Here is a 14,762-nt window from a genome sequence, read left to right on the forward strand (position 1 = left end):
AAACTCCATTCACTATCCGCTTAAGAACCTGGACGATATTACGATTTTCAATTGCAAAGAACGGGTTTCCCGATTACAATTAAATCATGGACACTATCAGAAAAGACGAAGGCTTTTCCGGTCAAAGGATTATTGTCTTGCCCCGAAATTTCCTGAAGGAAGTTACGGAACATCCGCTGATTCGGCCGCTTTACCCGACCGACATCGGCCACTTCCCGGAGGCGCAATTTCATTACCGCGAGCGGCTGGAAGGCTGCGACCAGCACATCATGATTTATTGCGTGAAAGGAAAAGGCTGGTTTACCATTGACGGCAAGAACCAGCCGCTCCATCAGGACAACCTGCTGATCATCCCCAGGGGCACGCCCCATATCTACGCTTCCAGCGATGCCAATCCCTGGACCATCTATTGGCTCCATTTCCTGGGCGGTCAATCCGAATACTATTTCCAGCATTTATTGCCGGAATTTCATGCCTTCCCGATCCCGCTGGAGAAAGCCCCCAACATCGTCCGCTTGTTTAATGAAATTTATGAAGTGCTGCAGAATGGCTTCACTCTGGACAACATGATCCTCGCTTCGCAGATACTCCCCCATTTGCTGGGCCTGATCTTTTTAATGAATCACGATTACCAGCTGCAATTGAAAGCCAGTAATCAGGATATCGAAGAGTCCATCCAATATATGGCCAAACATTTGGCGGAAAATCTTGCTTTACATGAACTGGCCGCCCGCGCCAATCTTTCGGTATCCCATTATTCTTACCTGTTTAAAAACAAGACCGGTTATTCGCCCATCGATTATTTCCTGCGTTTAAGGATTCAAAGGGCCTGCCAGTATCTGGACATCACGGTCTTGAACATTGAAACCATCGCCGCCAAACTCGGCTTCAAAGATCCGTATTATTTTTCGCGGCTATTTCACCGAATCATGGGGCAGTCCCCTTCCGCCTATCGTAAAATTAAGAAGGGGTAAATCGTCGCGCAAGCGGTATCGCTCCATTCACCGGCTTCTTGCATCACCGTACGGACCATTCGGTATACGGCGGTTCGCATTTGCCGGTGTCCATCCCTTTAACGCCGCTTTAACATCATGCCGGATTCGGCTGACAGGAATGGCCTTGCCGGCGTCGAAGTCTTTCAAGATTTGAAAATCGAACGGAAAACAAGGGAAAGAGGTCCAAGTGATGCGCATCGATTGCCATACCCACGCCTTTGCGGATAAGATCGCCGACAAAGCCGTGGCCCAACTCATCAACTATTATCATATCCAGACCGACTTCGGGGGGAAACTCGGCGATCTGCTGAGCGTGGCGGTCGAGGCCGGGCTGGACGCGGTCGTCCTCCTGGTGGCCGCCACTAAGCCGGAACAGGTCAAGCCGGCCAATGACTGGATTCTGGACGTCGCCCGCCTCAGCCCCGCCGAACTGGAGCGCCTCAGCGGCTTGGCCCGGGTACCCCGGATCATCCCCTTCGGCACCTTTCATCCCGGGGACCCGAATTGGCCGGCGGAGATCGCCCGGCTGCGGGCGGCCGGATTCAAAGGCATCAAGCTGCATCCCGAGTTTCAAGGGATCGATCTGGCCGATCCGGCGCTCGAACCCTTCTTCGAGGAGGTCTGCTCCGATTTCGTGCTGATGGTCCATATGGGCGATCCGGTCAAGACCGCGGCCAATTTCAGCACCCCGCGCAAACTGGCGGCCATTCTGGACCGTTTCCCGAAGCTGCGGGCGATCGCCGCGCATATGGGCGGCTATTGTTTCTGGGAAGAGGCACTGGCCGATCTGGCCGGGCGGGATGTCTACCTGGATACCTCCAGCACGCTGTCGTATATCGACCGGGGTCTGCTGCGGCGGCTCATCGATCGCCACGGGACGGAAAAGATCCTCTTCGGCAGCGATTATCCTCTGAAATCGCCCCGGCAGGAGCTGGAACTCCTCGCGGAGCTGGATTGGCTGAGCGACGGCGACCGGGAGCGGATCTTGGGGCTCAACTGCGCCGAGCTGTTGGGGATCGCGAGCGGGAAGTAATAGCGGCACCATCTTTCCATGCGCGGGAACGGAAGCTCCGGGGGACGGGGACGGGGCGGATGCGGATCAGGCGTGGGCAGCGCTGATGGCGGTGAATACTTTGGTCTGCTCCAGGGCGTCCTGGAAAAGTTCGGGGAGTTGCGCATCCCGGATCCGCAGGGCGTCGGTCCGGAAAAGCACCTGCTCCCAATCGCCTTTCTCATAGGCCTGCACCAGCTGGAGAACGTTGCCATAGACCCCGGCCTTTCCCAGCAGGGCTCCCTTCACCTCTTCGGTGATGGGCAGTTCGTCCAGGATATCCGCCATCGGCCTGCCCAGAAACACATCGATCATCGAGAAGAGGCCCATCAAAAACAGTTCCGAACAACGGGATTCCAGCCCGACGGCGGGTCCGAGGAGTTCGGCGAAGCGCGCCCGAAAGACCGAGCTCACCACCAGCTCGTCCGGGTGATCGCTGGCCAGGCCGCGGATGGCGATCAGCGACAGCCATTTGATGGCCTCTTTCAGGCCCAGGAGCACCACGGCCTGGCGGACCGACTGGATCCGGGTCCGGAAGCCGAACGCCGCCGAATTGATGAATTTGAGCAATTTATAGGTGAGCGAGATATCCTGCTTGATCAAAGATTCCACCCGATCGAAATCGGGTGAGCTTTGGCCCAGCTCGTGCAGGACCCGCAAGTAGTTGACTTTGTAGCCGGGCACGTCCTTTCCGGCGATGATCACCGGCTTGCTCAGGAAGAACCCTTGAAAATAAGCGTACCCCATGTCGAGGGCTTCCTCGAATTCGGCCCGGGATTCGACCTTTTCGGCCAGGAATTTCAATGGCTTGGAACAGAAACGCCGCACCAGATCGCGGCGCTCCGCCACCGAAGTCGTCAGAAAGTCCACCTTGATCAGGTCGGCCAGCTCGATCAGCGGCGTCATCTCCTGCTTGAACACAAAGTCGTCCATGGCCAGGGAGTAGCCGAGCTGCTTCAGCCTTTGGCAGGCGGCGATCGTCTCCGGATCGGGCGTCACATTCTCCAGGATTTCAATGAAAGCGGTTTCTTTGGGGAGAATCGTGGCGGTCTCATTGAGCAACAGGTTCCGGGTGAAATTGATGAAAGCCCGCTTCTTCCCGACCAGGCTATCGATGCCGATCAGCAAGAAACTATTGGCGATGACCGTGGAAGTCGCTTGATCCCCGTCCGTCGCGGTGTAGAAATTTTCCAGCCCCGACCGGAATAAAAGTTCATAACCGTAAACCTTGAGTTGCCTGTCGAAGATGGGTTGTCTGGCAACGAATACATCCATCGATCCAATTCCCCTTATTTCGGTAATGAACTTCAACCGCTAATCCGCCTAATTGATATATCGGCAAATTCGCCAAAGCATAAAGTATTTTTCAGGAAAAAATACATAAACCTAGGTTCCGACCCGGCGGTCCCGCCGCATAATAAAAGGCCGCCGCAATCACTCCGGCAGTCTTTTACCTTCGTTCGGAAATGAACCATGGGAACGCGCTTCCCCATCCTTCCCCTCCGGAAGGACCGGTCACTCCTCGTCGTCGTAATGGACCAGGCTCAGGACATCATATCCGGCCAGACGGTCCCGGCCTTTTAAGGCATCCAGTTCGATGATGAAAGCGAAACCGACGATCACCCCGCCCAGCCGTTTCACCAATTCGGCGGTGGCCGAGATGGTCCCGCCGGTGGCCAGCAGATCGTCCACAATCACCACTTTCTGGCCGGGCTGAATCGCGTCGACGTGGATCTCCAAAGCATCCTGGCCGTACTCCAGGTCATAGGTGATCCGCTCCTTGGCCGCGGGCAATTTTCCGGGCTTGCGGACCAGCACGAAGCCGACTCCCAATTGATACGCGAGCGGCGCTCCCAGGATGAAGCCCCGGGACTCGGCGCCGACGATCACATCCGGCCGGGCGGCCCGGAAATGCCCGTCAAACTGATCGACCACATAACGCAACGCCGCGCCGTCCTTCAGCAGCGTCGTAATATCCTTGAAACTGATTCCCGGTTTCGGAAAATCCGGCACTTCCCGGATTAATGACTTTAGATCCATCGTAATTCCCCCTTTTGATTCGGTCCAAACCTGCCGGACCCGCTATTTATATATGTTGCGAAACCATCTTTCAACACGGTATTCGGACAATTCGGGATCTCGGACTACAATCCGAACTCGCGGTACAGCACTTTGATGGCATTGGCCATCTGCTCCTCCGGCACCAGGCAGGAGATGGTGATCTCCGAATCCACCGTCTGCAGCAGTTTAATATGCCCATGATGCAGGGCTTCCACCACCCGCATCATCGTGCCGGTGCTCTCGGTCATGCCGACTCCGATCAAGGAGATTTTGCAGCAGTGGGGCACCAGCTCCACCTGAAACCCTTGGGCCAACAGATAATCGCCGGCCTGGCCCAACAGTTCCTGCTTGACCACGAAGCTGACCTGGCCGCCGGAGATGGCGTTCATGTCGACACTGATGCCCGCTTCGGCCATTAATTTGAAGACTTTGACCTCCTCCGCCGGTTCGAGGGAGCCGCTCTTGGCCTTCACCAGCACCCGGCCCAAACCGGCTTGATGGGCGATGCCGGTGATCACCCGGGACGCTTGGCCGTTCGAGATCAGCGTGCCGCCGTCCTCGGAGAAGGTGCTTTTCACCTTGACCGGCACCTTTTTGTCGCGGGCGATCGCCACCGCCCGGGGATGGACCACCTTGGCGCCCTGATTGGCCATTTCGCAGATCTCTTGGTAGCTCAATTCCCGCAGAATCTTGGCCTCGGGCACGATCCGCGGATCCGCGGCCATCACCCCGTCGACATCGGTGTAAATCTCCACCATTTCCGCATCGAGCGCCGCGCCCAACGCCGTGGCGGTCGTATCCGAGCCGCCCCGGCCCAAGGTGGTGATGTCCCCGACGGCGGTAATTCCCTGGAATCCGGCGACCACCACGATCTTGCCCTCTCCCAGGTGCTGCAGGATGTTGTCGGGGTTAATCCCCTGAATCTGGGCTTCGCCGAAATGATTATCGGTCAGGATGCCGGCCTGGCCGCCGGTGAGAGCCACCGCCGGATGGCCCAGTTTCTCCAAGGTTTGCGCCATCACGATGGTGGAAATGATCTCGCCGCAGGCGATGAGCAGATCCATCTCCCGCGGCGCCACGGCGGGTTCGATCCCCTTGGCCAGTCCGATCAGGGTATCCGTGGCGTACGGCTCACCTTGGCGGCCCATCGCCGAGACGACCACCACCACCGACATTCCCTCATTCTTGGCCTGAATAATCTTGGCGGCCGCTTTCTCCCGGCCGTCCGGCGTGGCCACCGAGGTGCCGCCGAATTTCTGTACGATGATCTGCATCCGTTCCCCGTCCTTTAAGTCAATATAGAGTGGATCATGCTTATTTCCGATATCCGTATCCCGGATCGAAACAATCTTATGCTTATGCTCATTTCGCTCCGCTCAGCCCTTGGCAGCTTCCAGCGTCGCGAACCAGGCCCGGGCCCTTTCCAACTGCTCCCGGACTTGCTCCGGCGCGGTCCCGCCGGCCGAATTGCGGACCTTCACCACCCGGGTCATGTCCAGCGTCTCATAGATATCCGCGGCGATCAGCTCCGAAGCCTCCTTGAACTCCTCCAGGCTGAGGTCTTCGAGGCGTTTGCCGTGCTTGATGCCGTACTGGACCAAGCGGCCGACCACCGCATGAGCCTCGCGAAACGGCAGCCCCTTGGCGGCCAGATAATCGGCCAGGTCGGTGGCATTCAAAAAGCCGTCCCGGGTCGCCGCGAGCATCCGGTCGCGGTTGAAGCGCAGTGTTTTGACCATCGGATTGAAGATGGAGAGCGAGCCGACCACCGTATCCACCGCGTCGAAGAGCGCTTCCTTGTCTTCCTGCATATCCTTGTTATAGGCCAAAGGCAGGCCTTTCATCATGGTCAAGATGGCCATCAGATCGCCGTAAACCCGGCCGGTCTTCCCCCGCACCAGCTCGGCCACGTCGGGGTTCTTCTTCTGCGGCATGATACTGGATCCGGTGCTGTAGGCGTCGTCCATCTCCACGAACTGAAACTCCATCGAGGACCAGAGGACCAGCTCCTCGCAGCAGCGGGAGAGATGCATCATCACCAGCGACGCGTCGAAGATGAATTCGGCCGCGAAGTCGCGGTCGCTGACGCCGTCCAGACTGTTGCCGGTCACGCCCGCCAGGCCCAATTCCCGGGCGACCCGGTCCCGGTCGATGGGGAATCCGGTTCCGGCCAGCGCCCCGCAGCCCAGGGGCGAAAGGACCGTGCGTTTCAAGCAATCGTCCAGCCGCTGGTAATCGCGGCGGAACATCTCAAAGTAGGCCAGCAGGTGATGGCCCAGGAGCACCGGCTGCGCCCGCTGCAAGTGGGTATAGCCGGGCAGGATCGTCGCTTGTTCCGCTTCGGCCCGCTCCAACAGAATCTCGATGAGCTCGCCGATCAATCCTTGAAGGTGATAGATCTCGCGCCGCAGATACAGCCGGGTGTCCAGCGCCACCTGGTCATTGCGGCTGCGCGCCGTGTGCAGCTTCTTGCCGACCTCGCCCACCTCGGCCACCAGTAGCTTTTCGACATTCATGTGAATATCCTCGGCTTTGGGGTCCCAGCTCACCGCTCCGGCCCGGACCCGCTCCAGAATGGTCTGGAGCCCCCGGATCAACTGTCCGGCCTCGTCCACGCCGATAATTCCGCAGTCGCCCAGCATCCGGGCATGGGCAATGCTGCCCCGGATGTCCTCTTCCGCCAACCGGCAATCAAAATGAATCGAAGAATGAAAATCATCCATGACCGCTGCGGTCTCTTTTTCAAACCGCCCGCCCCAGGCTTTCATCGGCAATCCTCCTAAGTAAACGAATAGCAAATTCCGTCCCTTCCGATACTGTGGCAAAGGACAATCGGGCAATTTGCAATTCTCTGAAGTAAAAAGCGAAGCCGGCTTCGCCAGCTTTCAGCAGCGGCAACGACGAAGGGCTCTATCTATATAGGATGAAATAAATTTCTTTTTAAGATTTGCATTCCTAAAGCCGAATGCAAATGAATCAAAGCGGAATTTATTTCATCCTATTACAGCAGTAATAAGTTGAATTAAATCCTTTAAAATTTCCCATCATGGCCGGTCTTAGGGACATGATGCTTATTAGAAATTTAATTCAACTTATCTATCAAACGACCACGAAAGATCATTCCACAAAAAACGCAAAATCCCTTTTTCCCGGAACCGCATCAGCGAAAGCGGCCATCTTTCCTTACCGGGCCAACTGCCGGAAAGCTCCGGCGTGGAAGGAGCTCCGGACCAGCGGTCCCGCGGCTACGTAACGGAAGCCTTTCCCGTAAGCCGTCTCGGCCCACGCCTCAAAGACCTCCGGCCGGACATATTCGGCCACCGGCAAATGCTCCCGGGTCGGCTGCAGATACTGGCCGATGGTCAAAAAGTCGCAGCCCGCCTCGCGCAGATCATCCATGGCCCGCTCGACCTCGGCGCCGCTCTCCCCCAGGCCGACCATCAGCCCCGACTTGGTGAGAATTTGCGGGTCGATCCGCTTGACCTGGCGCAAGAGCTCCAGCGACCGCCGGTAATCGGCCTGCGGCCGCACCGCCGGATACAGCCGGGCCACGGTTTCCAGGTTGTGATTGAAAATATCCGGCGCCGCGGCGGCCACCGTCCCGATGGCCTCGGGCATGCCTTGGAAATCGGGAGTCAGTACCTCCACCGTGACGCCCGGCAGCTCCTGCCGGATCAGGCGCACCACCGCCGCGAACCAGCCCGCTCCGCCATCGGACAGATCATCCCGGGTCACCGAGGTGATCACCATGTGCCGCAAACCCAGCCGCCGGCCGGCCGTGACAATCCGGGCCGGTTCCCCGGGGTCGACCGCCCGGACCTCGCCCTTGGCCACCGCGCAAAAGCGGCAGCGCCGGGTACAGACATTGCCCAGAATCAAAAAGGTCGCCGTGCCCTCCCCATAGCACTGGCCCCGGTTCGGGCATTGGGCGGAGAGACAGACGGTGTTCAGATGCAGGTCGCCGAGGACCTCCCGGACGGGATTGGTGGCGGCCCGCAGCGGGGAATGACCGCGGAGCCATTCGGGCAGGCGGTTGCGCATGAGGAAACTCGCTCCTTTGAAAAATTCGGTGCTGAATCTCATTATAGCGGAAAATGGCGGTCGATGTAAGAGGAAAGGTTTTTTAGCCTTTTCAAGCGGACGACGCCCGGGGCAGCAGCCCCGGCGGCAAAAAGCAGCCCCGCCAGGGCCTCCATCCGTTCCCAATCGGGGGGACGATCGTCAATCGTTTTCAATCCTGGCGGCGATCTCCGGGAACGCTTTGCGGAGTTGCACGACGATCCAGCCTTTGAGCTCAATGTCGCCTTGCGTCCATTCGGCGTCGAGCTCGCTGAGGAATGCCTTGAATTTTTTATGGGATAAGACGGGCAATATCGCGGGAGGGCCGTGGAAGGTCGGCTCGGTCTGGCCTTTCAAAATCCAGTCCGCCGAGACCTCATAGAGTTCCGAGAGCTTAATCAGGGCGTCGGCGGAGGGCTTGGTTTTATCATTCTCCATGACGCTCAGATTTCCCTGGGCAATTTCCGTCCGCCGGGAGACTTCCGGAAGGGTGAGGTTTTTAATCTTGCGGGCAAATTTCAAGCGGGCGCCGATGGTTTCGGGTTTTTCTTTCAATATTGAATTTCTCCTTGACAATTTTCCAATATTGCATATATAATTATAATTAGAATAATATTCCATATAAGGCTTTCATCGCTACGAGACAAAATGAATCGAAGCGCCGTTCATTCGGCCTTTGAACTTGCTTTATTCATTTTGTCTCGTTCATTATAACATTTTTCCATAAGGAATAAAATTATGGTTTATGTCGCCCAAATTCTGGAGACTGCCGGAGGATATGAAGTATCCATCTTGGAACAACGAATTGCATTCTTGCGGGATAAGTTACAACGGCTCTATACGGAGCGCGGCGGGACGGACGAGGATGTTCTGGCGGTCAGCGTGGAACTGGATGAAGCGTTGAATGAGTACGAGAAGCTGAAAAACAAATGATGCCTCCTTTGCGGTTGATAATGAGTTTGATTTTGGAAACTTCCAATTCCTTTCGTTAACAACCCCTCCCGTTATATCACACATGCTTCGCAAATTTCCAGCGTTCGAAGATCGGCATCCATTCTCGCCTTTACTCCGACCGGCAGAATAGTATTGGAGCAGTTGTGACCAAAATCGCTGACTTTCAAGATTGGTAGATTATAGCTCTCGGTGACGCGAACCAGGATATCTTCCATGTGAACCGTTCGTTGCGCCCAATTCTCATCCTCAATGTGTCCAACGATGATCCCCTTTACCTTCCGAAACAGACCCATCTGTTCCAATTGCACCGCTTTGCAATAACATCCTTCGGGCGAAAAGCCGTAACTTTCCAAAAACAGGAGCGACGCGGCGCAATCGGGGAAATAGGGCGTTCCGGCCAATTTCAGCAGGCATTCCAAATTCCCGCCCCAGAGTGTCCCTTCCGCCTTCCCGCCCCGAATCGTCCTTCGCTCACCATTGCCGGGGATCAAGCCGATCACCCCCTCCATCAGCCGGCTGAGCAGCTCACGCTCAGCATAGGGTCCGACGTCTCTGCCAAAATCCCAGATCAGATCGCTGCCGTGAAAGGTGATCAACCCCGGTCCGCTGATAGATAGCGTTCAATAAAACCGTGATATCACTGATCCCCATGAATATTTTGGGGTTTTGGGCGATCATTTTCCAATCCAAGTACGGCAAACAGCTATTCGCGGTTGCGCCGCCCTGGGAACAGATGATCGCTTTGATCGATGCCTCCCCGAACATGGCGTTGAGATCGTCGGCCTTCTCCTCGGGAGTCGCCGCATACCCCAACGTATTGGCGAAGGCGTTTTCCGCAACGACGACCTCAAATCCCAACCCTTTTAAAAGCGTTGTGATAAACCCTGTCCGAAGGCCAGGGTGAACACAAAAGCTCAGAGAAGCAAGTGATAAAGTCGTTTTGGAATTTCTTGCCAGTCGAATCAATTGGAAAGAGACTTTATCACATGGCTTTTAAGTAAGCCATTCCTTTTTCAAATTGCGGCATCAACTCGGCTGTAATCGGATTGGAGGGCGATACGATGCCGATCCGGTCCCCCCGTTGTAATTTCAATGCCTTCATGAGTCAGCCTCCTCCCCGTTTCAAAACCCGCTTCCCCGGGAACGCGCTCGCCAATCTTTCTTTCCCGCCAGACAATCTCCGGCCTTGTCATGCCGGCCTGAGCCTTCGCCAGGTCGTCTCTTCTCCTCGGCAGGCCTTCCCAACTCTGCGGCGGTTGGTCCATTCCTTCGGGACGGTCCTCCTTGAGCTTCAGACGATCCGCTTTGGGCTTCGGACGATTCGCTTTGGGCCTCGGCAGTCCTTCCGGAGGCTTCGGAAAGTCTTCCCGAGCCTTGACCGGCGCCGCCGGATCCCCCGGCGGCGCTTCATCTATTTTATGATCCTTCCGAAACTGCCTTTTTCAGATAAGAACCTATAAAATAAACCCGCCGTCGCGGGTTTGAGAAAGGAGTGTTGATGATTGTCGCTCCTGCTTCTTATTATGGCACATGGCGCTCAAAACGCCATAGAATAATTTTGGAGGAAATGTAATTTTTATTACTATATATCCCGCTCGTCAAAGACCCGCTTCGACTTCTTCTCGCTGCGGGGCAGCTCGCCAATAGCCAGGACCTCCGCCTCGATCAGGACGCCGATCTTTTTCTTGAATTCCAGGCAGATTCCTTCGGCCACCGCCCAGGGGTCCGCGCCACGCTCGCCTTCGACCCGCAGCAGCATCCGGTCGCGGCTGTCGTGCCGGGTCAGCCGGACCTGATACTCGCTGCTGGCGCCGGGGACCGCCCGCAACACATCCTCGATCTGGCCCGGATAGATGTTGACGCCCTTGATCTTGATCATATCGTCGCTTCGGCCCAGAATCCGGTCGATTCGCGGGTAAACGCTGCCGCACGGGCACCGGCCCGGGATGATCCGGGTCAGATCGCGGGTGCGGTAGCGCAACAACGGCGCGCCTTCCTTGAATAGGGTGGTGATGACCAGCTCGCCCAGCTCGCCGTCGGGCAACACCGTCCCGGTCAGCGGATCGATGATCTCAAAGTAAAGGAAATCGGACCAGTAATGCATCCCCTGATGGCAATGGCAGTCAATGCCGATGCCCGGCCCGTACACCTCGGTCAAACCATAAATGTCGTAGCTGAGGATTCCCAGCTCGCGCTCGATCCGGGCCCGCATCTTCTCGCCCCAGCGCTCGGAACCCATGATCCCCACCCGCAGCTTGATCTGGTCTCTCAGCTTCCGCTTCTCGATCTCCTCCGCCAACAGCAGCGCATACGACGAAGTGCTGCAAAGCACGGTGGCCTGGAGGTCGACCATCATCTGCAGTTGTTTATCGGTATTGCCCGGCCCCATCGGAATGGCCATGGCCCCCAGCCGCTCCACGCCGGCCTGAAAGCCGATGCCGGCGGTCCAGAGCCCGTAGCCCGGGGTGATCTGCACCCGGTCCTCACGGTCCACTCCGGCCATGGCGAAACAGCGGGCGAACATCTCCGCCCAATCCCGCACGTCCTTGGCGGTGTAGGGAATGATCACCGGCTTGCCGGTGGTGCCGGAGGAGGAATGGATCCGGACCACTTCCCGGTCGGGAACCGCCTGCAATCCCAAGGGGTAGACCTCGCGCAACTCCTCCTTCTCGGTGAACGGCAGCCGCGCCAGGTCCGACAGACCGCCGAAATGGGCCGGGTTCACCCCCGCCGCCGCAAACTTCCGCTGATATAACGGGCTGTGATAGGCCAACCGGTCGACCAGCTTGCGCAAGGAATGATCCAGAAACTCGTCGGTCCGGCCGGCCAACCGCAAATATTCTCCATTATGCAAATCGCTGAACGCTTCGGAAACCACTTTGTTCATCATCTCAGCTACGCCTCCTCTAAACTAGCTCTTCTTTATCGTCAGGCAGGGTCAAAAGTTAAAAGTTTAAAGTCGAAAGTTCAAAGTCAAAAGTTCAAAGTCAAAAGTTTAAAGTTAAAAGTTCAAAGTCAAAAGTTCAAAGTCAAAAGTTTAAAGTTAAAAGTTCAAAGTCGAAAGTTCAAAGTCAAAAGTTTAAAGTCGAAAGTTCAAAGTCGAAAATGAAAAGTCGAAAGTTAAAGGTCAAAAGTCAAAAGCCAAAGGCAACAGAACCGGGAGCCAAGTTTTCATTCGACCCGCTTATCAAAAACTTTGGACCTTCGACTTTCGACCTTTGACGGGAACGGTTAACCTTCCTTTACAACCTGGCATCCCAGCGCGAAGGCCCGTTCATTGACGGCCCGGACCCGTTCCGGCAGCATCTCCAGGAGCACCCGCAGCACCGCGTCGCGGCCGAAGGGCAGCGCGCCGCTGCTGGCCAGGACTCCCAGCATCACTGCGTTTAACGTCTTAAAATTGCCGCTGGCCAATGCCAGCTCAAATCCGTCGACCCAAGTCACCCGCGCCGGCAGCCGGTCTAAATAGGCCCGGATCTCGGCCAGCGGATAAGCGGAACTCCCCAGCGCCACCGTGACCGGATGAATGGGGTGGCTGTTCACCAGGAGCATGCCGCCATTTTTCAACAGATTGCCGCTGCGCTGGGCCTCGGCCGGCTCAAAGCCGAGCAGAATGTCCGCCGCCCCGCTGCCGATGACCGGTCCGAATTCGGTCCCGATTCGCACGTGGCTCTGGACCGAGCCTTCCCGTTGCGCCATTCCGATCATCTCCGAAGTGCGCGCCGGGAAACCGGCATCCAGCGCCGTCTGGGCCAATACCCGAGAGGCCAGGACGGTCCCCTGGCCGCCCACTCCGGCAATGACAATATCCAGCCTCATGACCGGCCCACCTCCCCAATGGCTCCCTTGGGACAGATCTGGGAGCATAAGCCGCAGCCATAACAGGACGGGCCGATCTGCGGCTTCTCCTCGCGGTAAAAAGCCGGGCAGCCCAGTTCCCGAAGACAGCGGCCGCAGTTGCTGCACGCCGCGCTATCGATCCGATAGCGCCGGGTCGCCTTGAACGTCGCCACGCAGGGCGACTTGAGCACCAGGGCGACGACTCCCGGATATTCCAGCGCGCGCCGGACCGCCGCCTCCGTCGCCGGCAGGTCCAAGGGATCGAGCACTTCCAGCCATTCCACGCCGCAGGCCCTCAGCACCGCCACCGGGTCGACCTGCGGAACTGCTCCGCCGCAGGCGGTCCGGCCCATGCCGGGATGGGGCTGATGGCCGGTCATGGCGGTGGTGCTGTTGTCCAGCAGCACCAGCTTGATGGGATGCTGGTTATAGACGGCGTTGAGAATGCCGGGAATGCCGGTATGAAAGAAGGTCGAGTCGCCGATGAAGGCGAAGACCGGCCGGCCGGGCTCCATCCGCAACAGTCCCTGGCCCACGGTCAGCCCCGCGCCCATGCACAGGCAGGTGTCGACCATCGAAAGCGGCGGCGCGTTGCCCAGGGTATAACAGCCGATGTCCCCGGTATAAATGGCATTGCTGCCCCGGCTGCCCCGCTTGACCGCATAGAAAGAAGCCCGGTGCGGACAACCGGCGCAGAGGACCGGCGGCCGGACCGGCAATTCGGGCGGAACATCCTGCGCGCCGGGTTCGGGCGCTGCCGGGGCCAGCTCCAGGGTCCGCGCCAGCACGCTCTGGATCCGGTCGGCGCTGTACTCTCCGGCCCACGGAAAATGCCCGGACCGCTTGCCGTAGATCGGGCCTTTGAAGCCTACCTGACCGGCCAGGGCGATGATTCCTTCCTCGAGCACCGGGTCCAGTTCCTCCAGGACGAAGACCCGATCGACCCGGCTCAGAAACTGCTCCAATTTGGCGGTGGGCAAGGGATGCGGGGTTCCCACCTTGAGCATGGTCGGATTCAAACCCAGCCGGGCCACTGCTTCCCGGGCGTAGAGATAGGAAACGCCGCCGGCCACGATGCCGATCCGGTCCCCGGGTGTCAGCGGGTTCCAGGGGCCGTCGCTGAATTCCCGCTCCAGCCGGAGACGGGTCTCTTCCAGTAGCTGATGTTGCTGGTAGGACAGCCGCGGGAAGATGACCCACTTGGGATCTTTGACGAATCCCTCCGGCACATTGGGGATCCTGGGGCCGAATTCAATGCCCGAGGTGGCGTGGCAGACCCGGGTGGTCGGCCGGAGCAGGACCGGCAGTTGATACCGGTGCGAGAGTTCGAAGGCGGCCTTCGTCATGGCCAGCGCTTCTTCGGGCGACGAAGGATCAAAGACCGGGAGCTTGGCGAATTTGGCGAAGACCCGGGTATCCTGTTCGGTCTGGGAGGAGTGCGGCCCGGGGTCGTCGGCCACCACCACCACCAGCGCGCCTTGGACTCCGATATAGGCCAGGCTCATCAAGGGATCGCTGGCGACATTCAAGCCCACCTGCTTCATGGCGACCAGCGCCCGGCCGCCGGCATAGGCGGCGCCGCCGGCCACCTCCATGGCGACCTTCTCATTGACCGACCATTCCACATAATAGTCAAAATCCCCTGACCATTCAGCCAGGGTTCCGATGATCTCCGAGGAAGGAGTGCCGGGGTAGGCGGTTGCCAGGTTCAAACCGGCCTCCACCGCGCCGCGGGCGATCGCCTCGTTCCCCATCAATAGTTTTTTACCCAACCGAGGTCACCTCAATCAGAAATATTCACC

14 protein-coding genes are annotated in these 14,762 nt (G+C 57.9%); 3 read left to right on the plus strand and 11 right to left on the minus strand.

What is annotated here, in order from left to right:
* Positions 1 to 137 precede the first annotated feature (137 nt).
* Together EDC14_RS19490 and EDC14_RS19495 are read left to right on the plus strand one after the other, a co-directional pair.
* A complete protein-coding gene (locus EDC14_RS19490; protein WP_243663034.1) occupies positions 138 to 974 on the plus strand; it encodes an AraC family transcriptional regulator in 837 nt (278 codons plus the stop codon).
* Positions 975 to 1,185: 211 nt separating this feature from the next.
* Entirely contained in the window at positions 1,186 to 2,028 is an 843-nt protein-coding gene (locus EDC14_RS19495) for an amidohydrolase family protein (protein WP_132015996.1), read from the plus strand.
* A 66-nt stretch (positions 2,029 to 2,094) separates the two neighbouring features.
* On the opposite strand, the gene EDC14_RS19500 is transcribed toward EDC14_RS19495, so the two are convergent.
* The 6 genes from EDC14_RS19500 to EDC14_RS19525 form a co-directional block, all read right to left on the minus strand.
* The gene (locus EDC14_RS19500; RefSeq protein ID WP_132015997.1) at positions 2,095 to 3,321 is read right to left on the minus strand and encodes an EAL and HDOD domain-containing protein; all 1,227 of its coding nucleotides are present in this window, start codon (positions 3,319 to 3,321) and stop codon (positions 2,095 to 2,097) included.
* A 240-nt stretch (positions 3,322 to 3,561) separates the two neighbouring features.
* Positions 3,562 to 4,086, minus strand: a complete 525-nt coding sequence (locus EDC14_RS19505) for an adenine phosphoribosyltransferase (protein WP_132015998.1) — start codon at positions 4,084 to 4,086, stop codon at positions 3,562 to 3,564.
* 104 nt (positions 4,087 to 4,190) lie between these two features.
* Complete coding sequence (gene dapG, locus EDC14_RS19510) at positions 4,191 to 5,381, minus strand: aspartate kinase (protein ID WP_132015999.1); 1,191 nt, start codon at positions 5,379 to 5,381, stop codon at positions 4,191 to 4,193.
* A gap of 102 nt (positions 5,382 to 5,483) precedes the next feature.
* Complete coding sequence (gene argH, locus EDC14_RS19515) at positions 5,484 to 6,875, minus strand: argininosuccinate lyase (protein WP_132016000.1); 1,392 nt, start codon at positions 6,873 to 6,875, stop codon at positions 5,484 to 5,486.
* Positions 6,876 to 7,290: 415 nt separating this feature from the next.
* Positions 7,291 to 8,148 carry a lipoyl synthase gene (lipA, locus tag EDC14_RS19520; RefSeq protein ID WP_132016001.1) on the minus strand — a complete coding sequence of 286 codons (858 nt, stop codon included), beginning with the start codon at positions 8,146 to 8,148 and terminating at the stop codon, positions 7,291 to 7,293.
* 180 nt (positions 8,149 to 8,328) lie between these two features.
* Positions 8,329 to 8,721, minus strand: a complete 393-nt coding sequence (locus tag EDC14_RS19525; protein WP_165908151.1) for a helix-turn-helix domain-containing protein — start codon at positions 8,719 to 8,721, stop codon at positions 8,329 to 8,331.
* Between the two features lie 183 nt (positions 8,722 to 8,904).
* On the opposite strand from EDC14_RS19525, the gene EDC14_RS19530 reads away from it, so the two are divergent.
* Entirely contained in the window at positions 8,905 to 9,099 is a 195-nt protein-coding gene (locus tag EDC14_RS19530) for an aspartyl-phosphate phosphatase Spo0E family protein (RefSeq protein WP_132016003.1), read from the plus strand.
* 71 nt (positions 9,100 to 9,170) lie between these two features.
* On the opposite strand, the gene EDC14_RS19535 is transcribed toward EDC14_RS19530, so the two are convergent.
* From EDC14_RS19535 to iorA, 5 genes are all read right to left on the minus strand, one after another.
* On the minus strand, positions 9,171 to 9,716 hold the full coding sequence (locus EDC14_RS19535; protein WP_165908152.1) for an LD-carboxypeptidase: 546 nt from the start codon (positions 9,714 to 9,716) through the stop codon (positions 9,171 to 9,173).
* Positions 9,652 to 9,978, minus strand: coding sequence for an LD-carboxypeptidase (locus EDC14_RS19540; protein WP_165908153.1), 327 nt, complete (start codon positions 9,976 to 9,978; stop codon positions 9,652 to 9,654). Before EDC14_RS19540 ends, EDC14_RS19535 begins: the two co-directional genes overlap by 65 nt.
* Before the next feature lie 724 nt (positions 9,979 to 10,702).
* Entirely contained in the window at positions 10,703 to 12,010 is a 1,308-nt protein-coding gene (locus EDC14_RS19545) for a phenylacetate--CoA ligase family protein (RefSeq protein ID WP_243663035.1), read from the minus strand.
* 341 nt (positions 12,011 to 12,351) lie between these two features.
* A complete protein-coding gene (locus tag EDC14_RS19550; RefSeq protein WP_132016006.1) occupies positions 12,352 to 12,939 on the minus strand; it encodes an indolepyruvate oxidoreductase subunit beta in 588 nt (195 codons plus the stop codon).
* Positions 12,936 to 14,732, minus strand: coding sequence for an indolepyruvate ferredoxin oxidoreductase subunit alpha (gene iorA / locus EDC14_RS19555; protein ID WP_132016007.1), 1,797 nt, complete (start codon positions 14,730 to 14,732; stop codon positions 12,936 to 12,938). Before iorA ends, EDC14_RS19550 begins: the two co-directional genes overlap by 4 nt.
* Positions 14,733 to 14,762: the final 30 nt, after the last annotated feature.

This window comes from Hydrogenispora ethanolica, assembly GCF_004340685.1.
Lineage (GTDB): Bacteria > Bacillota > UBA4882 > UBA8346 > UBA8346 > Hydrogenispora > Hydrogenispora ethanolica.

Bases quoted from the DNA above. Each gene is read 5' to 3' on its own strand.
- lipA (WP_132016001.1), bottom strand. From the start codon at position 8,148: ATGCGCAACCGCCTGCCCGAATGGCTCCGCGGTCATTCCCCGCTGCGG.
- EDC14_RS19500 (WP_132015997.1), bottom strand. From the start codon at position 3,321: ATGGATGTATTCGTTGCCAGACAACCCATCTTCGACAGGCAACTCAAG.
- EDC14_RS19495 (WP_132015996.1), top strand. From the start codon at position 1,186: ATGCGCATCGATTGCCATACCCACGCCTTTGCGGATAAGATCGCCGAC.
- dapG (WP_132015999.1), bottom strand. From the start codon at position 5,381: ATGCAGATCATCGTACAGAAATTCGGCGGCACCTCGGTGGCCACGCCG.
- EDC14_RS19550 (WP_132016006.1), bottom strand. From the start codon at position 12,939: ATGAGGCTGGATATTGTCATTGCCGGAGTGGGCGGCCAGGGGACCGTC.
- EDC14_RS19505 (WP_132015998.1), bottom strand. From the start codon at position 4,086: ATGGATCTAAAGTCATTAATCCGGGAAGTGCCGGATTTTCCGAAACCG.
- EDC14_RS19530 (WP_132016003.1), top strand. From the start codon at position 8,905: ATGGTTTATGTCGCCCAAATTCTGGAGACTGCCGGAGGATATGAAGTA.
- EDC14_RS19545 (WP_243663035.1), bottom strand. From the start codon at position 12,010: ATGATGAACAAAGTGGTTTCCGAAGCGTTCAGCGATTTGCATAATGGA.
- argH (WP_132016000.1), bottom strand. From the start codon at position 6,875: ATGAAAGCCTGGGGCGGGCGGTTTGAAAAAGAGACCGCAGCGGTCATG.